The 6,571-nt window shown below is 73.5% G+C and carries 5 protein-coding genes; 1 reads left to right on the top strand and 4 read right to left on the bottom strand.

Annotated elements, in window-relative coordinates; all coding sequences use genetic code 11:
* Nucleotides 1-66: 66 nt before the first annotated feature.
* From MNY60_RS23015 to MNY60_RS23025, 3 genes are all read right to left on the bottom strand, one after another.
* On the bottom strand, nucleotides 67-405 hold the full coding sequence (locus MNY60_RS23015) for a DUF971 domain-containing protein (protein ID WP_242340662.1): 339 nt from the start codon (nucleotides 403-405) through the stop codon (nucleotides 67-69).
* 34 nt (nucleotides 406-439) lie between these two features.
* Complete coding sequence (locus tag MNY60_RS23020; RefSeq protein ID WP_242340663.1) at nucleotides 440-1,210, bottom strand: NRDE family protein; 771 nt, start codon at nucleotides 1,208-1,210, stop codon at nucleotides 440-442.
* A gap of 104 nt (nucleotides 1,211-1,314) precedes the next feature.
* On the bottom strand, nucleotides 1,315-3,102 hold the full coding sequence (locus tag MNY60_RS23025) for a phosphoenolpyruvate carboxykinase (GTP) (RefSeq protein ID WP_242340664.1): 1,788 nt from the start codon (nucleotides 3,100-3,102) through the stop codon (nucleotides 1,315-1,317).
* A 234-nt stretch (nucleotides 3,103-3,336) separates the two neighbouring features.
* Here MNY60_RS23025 and treZ point away from each other — a divergent pair, with 234 nt between their 5' ends.
* Nucleotides 3,337-5,127, top strand: coding sequence for a malto-oligosyltrehalose trehalohydrolase (treZ, locus tag MNY60_RS23030; protein ID WP_242362004.1), 1,791 nt, complete (start codon nucleotides 3,337-3,339; stop codon nucleotides 5,125-5,127).
* 154 nt (nucleotides 5,128-5,281) lie between these two features.
* Here the strand turns inward: treZ and MNY60_RS23035 are convergent.
* On the bottom strand, nucleotides 5,282-6,571 hold a 1,290-nt coding region (locus MNY60_RS23035), incomplete at its 5' end, for a 30S ribosomal protein S1 (RefSeq protein ID WP_242362006.1).

A 6,571-nucleotide genomic window follows, 5' to 3' on the forward strand; every position in this document is an offset into this window, starting at 1 on the left:
GGGCTTCGCCCCTCCCGCGCTTCGCGCGGGGCCCTCCCGCGGCGAGGGCGCGCTCGGCGACGCCCGTCAGTCCTTCCAGAGCCCCGACGCGCGGCGGAGCGTCTCCCACGAGTAGATGCCGGTGTCGTGGCCGTCCGACCAGCGGATCCGGAGCGCGTAGTTGCCCACCGCCTCGAGGCCGAGCGGGCGGATGTCGGAGGGGATCGTGGTGGGGTCGAGGAGCTTCCGGCCCGTGCCCTCCTCGACGCAGCCTGCGCAGGGGCAGAAGTCGCGGAGCAGGTGGTTCGGGAGCGTCACCTCCGGCCCGCCCCGCCAGAGGATGCGGACGCCGCCGTCGACGAGGTCGATCGCCTCGGGCGGTTCGACGTCCTGCTTCTTGAACGACACGCGATCGAGGAGGCCCATGCGCCGCTCTACATGGCGCGGCGGTGGCGGCGCGTCAAGCCGTCCGCGCCAGCGCCACCGCGAGCGAGGAGCGGTCCTCGAGCGGCCCGAGGCAGGGGCGGGCGTCGGCGGTCCAGAGCTCCGAGGTCGCGAGCTCCCGGGTCAGCCGCAGCACCGTCGAGGAGCGCGTCCCGTACGCGGGGTCCATGTGGATGCAGGTCGCGGCGCCGGAGGCCGCGGCGCCGCGCGGGGGCACGGGGTCGCCCTCCGGGGCGTGGACGGTGAGCACCTCGCGCAGCCGCTCGACGCCGGGGTCGAGCGGCCAGCGCGCCCGCACGAGCGCCGCGCGCGGGCAGCGCCCGTCCCAGGCGTTCTCGGTCACGACGTGCAGGCCGGGGCCGAGCGCCTCGACGCCCGCGCGCTCGCCGTCGTACCACCACAGGAAGGCGGAGCGTGCGTCGGCGACGACGAGGTGGAAGGGGTTCCAGGCGTCCGGCCGGACGGCGCCGAACGCGGCGCGCGCGCCCTCCGCCGACCCGGCCGCGAGGGCGAGGGGCACGAGCTCGCCGCGCGAGCGGCGCGCGAGGTCGGGGTACCAGTCGAGGGGGGCGTGGTAGTTCGTGAGCGCGGCGACGACGCCCGTCCGCGAGAGGCCGATCCAGGTGCCGCCGCCGAGCGCGTCGAGCGGCGCGGCGTAGCGCTCGCCGCCCGGGAGCGCACGGAGCGCCCAGCCTTCCGACGGCCGCCCGAGCCGCTCGTCGCGGTTCGCCGCCACCACCACCGGCCAGCGGCGATCCGTCCCCAGGGCGACTGCGAGGGTGCACATTCGACGACGAGCTTAACGGCCCGAGCAGGGAAGCGCCCGTCGGGAAACGGCGGGGAGGGGGCCCGGCCGCCGAGCGGCCGGGCCCGCTGGGCCGTGTGATCTCGCTACTGCACCTTCCGCGCGGAGCGGACGCGCTCGAGCAGGATCTCGCGCTGGAGCGCGATCGGCCGCGGCAGCGTCTTGCCGAGCTTGTCGAACCACTCCTCCTGCGACTCGAGCTCCTTCTCCCACTCGCCCAGATCGATCCGGGTGGCGGCGGCGACGGCCTCGGGCTTCGCGTCGATGCCGGAGAGGTCGAGGTCGCCCGCCTTCGGCGTGTAGCCGAGCAGGGTCTCCTGCGCGCCCACGCGGCCAGCGGCGCGATCGAGCATCCACTTCAGCACGCGCATGTTGTCGCCGTAGCCCGGCCAGAGGAACTTGCCGTCGGCGCTCTTCCGGAACCAGTTCACCATGTAGACCTTCGGCGGGTTCGGGATGCGCGACTGCATGTCGAGCCAGTGCTGGAAGTACGAGCCGGCGTCGTAGCCGCAGAACGGCAGCATCGCCATCGGATCGCGGCGGACGACGCCGACCGCGCCGGTGGCGGCGGCGGTGGTCTCGGAGCCCATCGTCGCGCCGAGGTAGACGCCGTGCGTCCAGTTGAAGGCCTCGAGGACGAGCGGCACGGTGGTGGAGCGGCGGCCACCGAAGATCAGCGCCGAGATGGGCACGCCCTTGGGATCGTCGACGAAGGGCGAGAGCGCCGGGTTGTTCCGCGCCGGCGCCGTGAAGCGGCTGTTCGGGTGCGCCGCCTTCTCGGTCGAGCCCTTCTTCCAGGGCTGTCCCTTCCAGTCGATGAGCTCGGCGGGCGGCTCGGTGTCCCAGCCCTCCCACCAGATGTCGCCGTCGGCGGTGCGCGCGACGTTCGTGAACAGCGTGTCCTTGCGGACCGAGTCCATCGCGTTCGGGTTCGTCTTGCGGTTCGTGCCCGGCGCGACGCCGAAGTAGCCGTTCTCCGGGTTCACCGCCCAGAGCCGCCCGTCCTCGCCGACGCGCATCCACGCGATGTCGTCACCGACGGTGCGGATCTTCCAGCCCTTGTACGCGGCCGGCGGGATCATCATGGCGAAGTTGGTCTTGCCGCAGGCCGACGGGAACGCGGCGGCGACGTACTGCTTCTCGCCCTGCGGGCTCTCCGCCTCGAGGATGAGCATGTGCTCGGCGAGCCAGCCCTCGTTCTTCGCGAGGTAGCTCGCGATGCGGAGCGCGAGGCACTTCTTGCCGAGGAGGGCGTTGCCGCCGTAGCCCGAGCCGATCGACCAGATCGTGTTGTCCTGCGGGAAGTGGCAGATGAAGCGCCTGTCGGGGTTGCAGTCGGCCACGGAGTGGAGGCCGCGGTTGAACTCGTCCGACTGGCCGAGCCGGTCGAGCGCGACCTTCCCCATGCGCGTCATGATCCCCATGTTCAGCGCGACGTAGACGGAGTCGGTGAGCTCGAACCCGACCTTCGAGAACGGCGACGCCGCCGGGCCCATGATGTACGGGACGACGTACATCGTGCGGCCCTTCATCGAGCCTTCGAACAGCTGGCCGAGCTTGTGGTAGGCCTCCTTCGGCGCCATCCAGTTGTTGGTGGGCCCGGCCTCCTCGCGCGTCGGCGTGCAGATGAACGTGAGGTGCTCGACCCGCGCGACGTCGTTCGGGTTCGAGTGGTGGTAGTAGCAGCCCGGCCACTTCTTCTGGTCCAGCGGGATGAGGACCTTGGCGGCGACGGCTTCCTCCGTGAGGCGCTTCTTCTCGGCCTCGGAGCCGTCGCACCAGTACACGCGGTCGGGCTTGCAGAGCTTCGCCATCTCGTCGACCCAGCCGAGGAGATGAGGGTTCGTCGTGGGGCGATCGGAAGAGGTAGCCATCCCGTGGTTTCCTTTTTGGGGTTGGGTCGGAAAGTGGTCGAGTATCGCCGAGGTCCGAGCTGGGCGGGGGCGGGCCAAGCTAGCGCACGGAGGGAGCTACGTCGACCCCCGCCTTCCGATCCGGGGCTCCATAATCTCGGCCGGACGAGTCGGCGGGTAAATCCCGGATGGCCCGGCCGGATGGGCCGTTTCGCGGGGGTTCCGCGACCCTCTCCTGCCCCGTAGCTTCCCGGAATGACGCGCCATGCGCACGGGCCCACGATCCTGCCGGACGGGCGGGTTCGCTTCGAGGTCTGGGCCCCGAAGATGAGGAGTATCTCGGTCCGCATCGACGGCCTGGAGCACCCGCTGCGCGCCGAGCCGGGCGGCTGGTTCGCCGGGGACCTCGCGGCCGGAGACGGGACGCGCTACGCGCTGGTCCTCGAGGACGGGCGCGTCCGGCCCGATCCCGCCACCCGCCGGCAGCCGGACGGGGTGCACGGCGCGTCGGAGGTGTTCGATCCGCGCCGGCACGCGTGGCACGACGCAGGCTGGCGGGGGCTCCCGCAGGACGCGCTCGTGCTCTACGAGCTGCACGTCGGGACGTTCACGGCCGAGGGGACGCTCGACGCGGCGGGGGAGCGGCTCGGGGAGCTCCTCGACCTGGGCGTGAGCTGCGTCGAGCTCATGCCCGTCCAGCCTTTCCCGGGAGCCCGGAACTGGGGCTACGACGGCGTCGAGCTCTACGCGGTCCACGAGGCGTACGGCGGCCCCGCGGCGCTGCAGCGCTTCGTCGACCGCGCCCACGGCCTCGGCCTCGCGGTGTGCCTCGACGTCGTCTACAACCACCTCGGTCCCGAGGGGAACTACCTCGCGGAGCTCGGCCCCTACTTCACGAACCGTCATCGAACGCTCTGGGGAGACGCGCTCGATCTCGACGGCGACGGCTCCGGGCCGGTGCGCGGGTTCATGATCGGCGCGGCGGTGCAGTGGATCCGCGACTTCCACGTGGACGCGCTGCGCCTCGACGCGACGCACGCCATCCTGGACGACTCGCCCGTGCACCTCGTCGCGGAGCTCGGCGAGGCGGTCCGGGCGGCCGGCCGCGACGCGGGGCGCGAGGTGCACGTCATCGCGGAGAACGACGAGAACGACCGCGAGGTGCTCGACCCGCCGCCGGGCGGCTGGGGGGCCTCGGCGGTCTGGGCGGACGACCTCCACCACGCGCTCCACGCCCTCGTCACGGGGGAGCGGAAGGGCTTCCTCGGCGACTTCGGCGGCCCAGACGACGTCCGCCGGGCGCTCGCGGAGGGGTTCGTCTACCAGGGCCAGTGGTCCGGCTACCGGAAGCGGCCGCACGGCACCGACGTCGCCGGCCTCGCGCCCGTCCGGTTCGTCACCTGCGTTCAGAATCACGATCAGGTGGGCAACCGGCCTCACGGCGAGCGGATCTCCGCCCTCGTCCCCTTCGACGCCCTCTACCCGCTCTCCACGCTCGTCGTGCTGGGCTCGGGGTTGCCGCTCCTCTTCATGGGCGAGGAGTACGGGGAGGACCGGCCGTTCCCGTACTTCACGAGCCACACGGATCCCGCGCTCGCCGCGGCGGTCTCGGAGGGGCGCAAGAACGAGTTCATCGCCGAAGGAGCCGGGGAGATCCCCGACCCGCAGGCGGAGGAGACCTTCCTGCGCGCGAAGCTCTCGCACCGCCGGGACGGTCGGCACGGCGCGCTCCGCGGGCACTACCAGCGGCTCCTCGCGCTCCGGCGGGCGCACCGCGTCGAGATCGCGCGCGCCTGGCCGCGCGTCGAGCGCGAGCGGACCGCCTACACGCTCCACCGGCCGGGGCTCGTGGTGCGCGCCAACCTCGGACCCGAGCCCGCGGGAGGCCTCGCGCCCTGGGGCGTCGCGATCGAGCAGCCGGGTGCGCCCCGAGCGCAGGGCGGCGAGGGAGGGGAGGGCGAGCTCCGCGCGCAGGCCGCGGCGAGCGGGGATCCTCCGCACGCCTTCAAGACGGAGCCGGGGGAGGGGCTCGCTCCGCGCGGCTGAGAGGACGCCGAGGGGCCCTGCTCGCGCTCCGCGCCCGACCCCGAGCGCGGGCCCGCCTGCGGTCGGCCAGGACCCTCGCGCCCGAAGCGACCGCGCCCGCTCCCCCGGCGAGGCCGGGACGAGCGGGCGCGCAGGGCGGCGGCGAGGAACGCCGCTACTTCTTCTCGAGCTTCTGCCGGAGCAGATCGCCGAGCGTGCCGAAGCCCTTGCCCGACGGGCGGGGGACGGACCTCTGGTACTCGGCCGCCTCGGCGCGCTCCGCGGCATCCTCCGCGCCGGTCTTGGACAGGCGGATGCGGTGCTGCTCGTCGATCGCGAGCACGAGCGCGCGGAAGCCGTCGCCCACCTTGAACGACTTGCGGAGATCGGACCCGCGCGGCGTGCCGCTCTCGCTCGCGGGCACGAGGCCGCGGCCGCCGGCGAAGCGGACGAACACGCCGAAGCTCTCGATCTTGTCGACCGTGACCTCGACCACGTCGCCCGCCTTCGGGGGCGGCGGCGGCGCGGGGCGAGCCGGCCGCTCGCCCGCGGGCGCCGCGACCGGCTCCGGCCTCGGCGCGAGCGACTTCACCGAGAGGCCGATGCGCTCGCCCTTCTTCGGATCCTCGTCGATGCGGAGCACCTGTACCTGCACGGCGTCGCCCGACTTGAGGAGGTCCTGCGGCTTCGAGACGCGATCCCAGGACAGCTCGGAGACGTGGACGAGCCCCTCGACCCCGCCGATGTCCACGAACGCGCCGTAGTCCTGCACGCTCGTGACGACGCCCTCGAAGACGGCCCCCGGGGCGAGCCGCTCGCGCGTGGCGCGCGCCTTCTCGGCGCGCTCCTCCTCGAGGAGGGCCCGGCGGGAGAGCACGCAGTCGCGCGCGTCGGCGCGCTGCACCCTGAACAGGAGCTTCTGGCCGACGAAGGTCGCCGGGTCGCCCACGAAGCGCACGTCGATCTGCGACATCGGGCAGAAGGCGCGGACGCCGTGGACCTCGACCTCGAGGCCGCCCTTGTTCGCCGCCTTGACGAGCCCCTCCACGGGCAGGCCGGTCTGGGCCGCCTCGATGACCGCCTCGCGCGCGTGATCCCGCGTGGCGCGCGCGTGGCCCTTCGAGACGATGACGCCCCGGTCGTCGGCGTGGATCACCACCGCGTCGAGGATGTCGCCCTCGCGCGCGGTGACGTTCCCCTCCGCGTCCTTGAGCTCGGCGACCTCGATCATCGCCTCGGCGACCCCCGAGCCGAGCTCCAGGAACGCCACGTCGTGGCCGAGCTGGATGATCTTGCCCGCGACCTTCTCGCCCACCTGGAAGCGGCGGCGGGGCGCCGCGCCCTCGGAGGCGAGCATGTCCGCGAAGGAGCCCTCGTCCGGCATCGCCAGCTCGGGGGCCGGCGGCGGCTCGGGCGCGGTCGGCGGCGGGCCGGCGCGCTCGGCCCCGGGCGCGCGCGGCTCGCG

This window comes from Anaeromyxobacter sp. SG17 (assembly GCF_022690695.1).
Taxonomy (GTDB): domain Bacteria; phylum Myxococcota; class Myxococcia; order Myxococcales; family Anaeromyxobacteraceae; genus Anaeromyxobacter; species Anaeromyxobacter soli.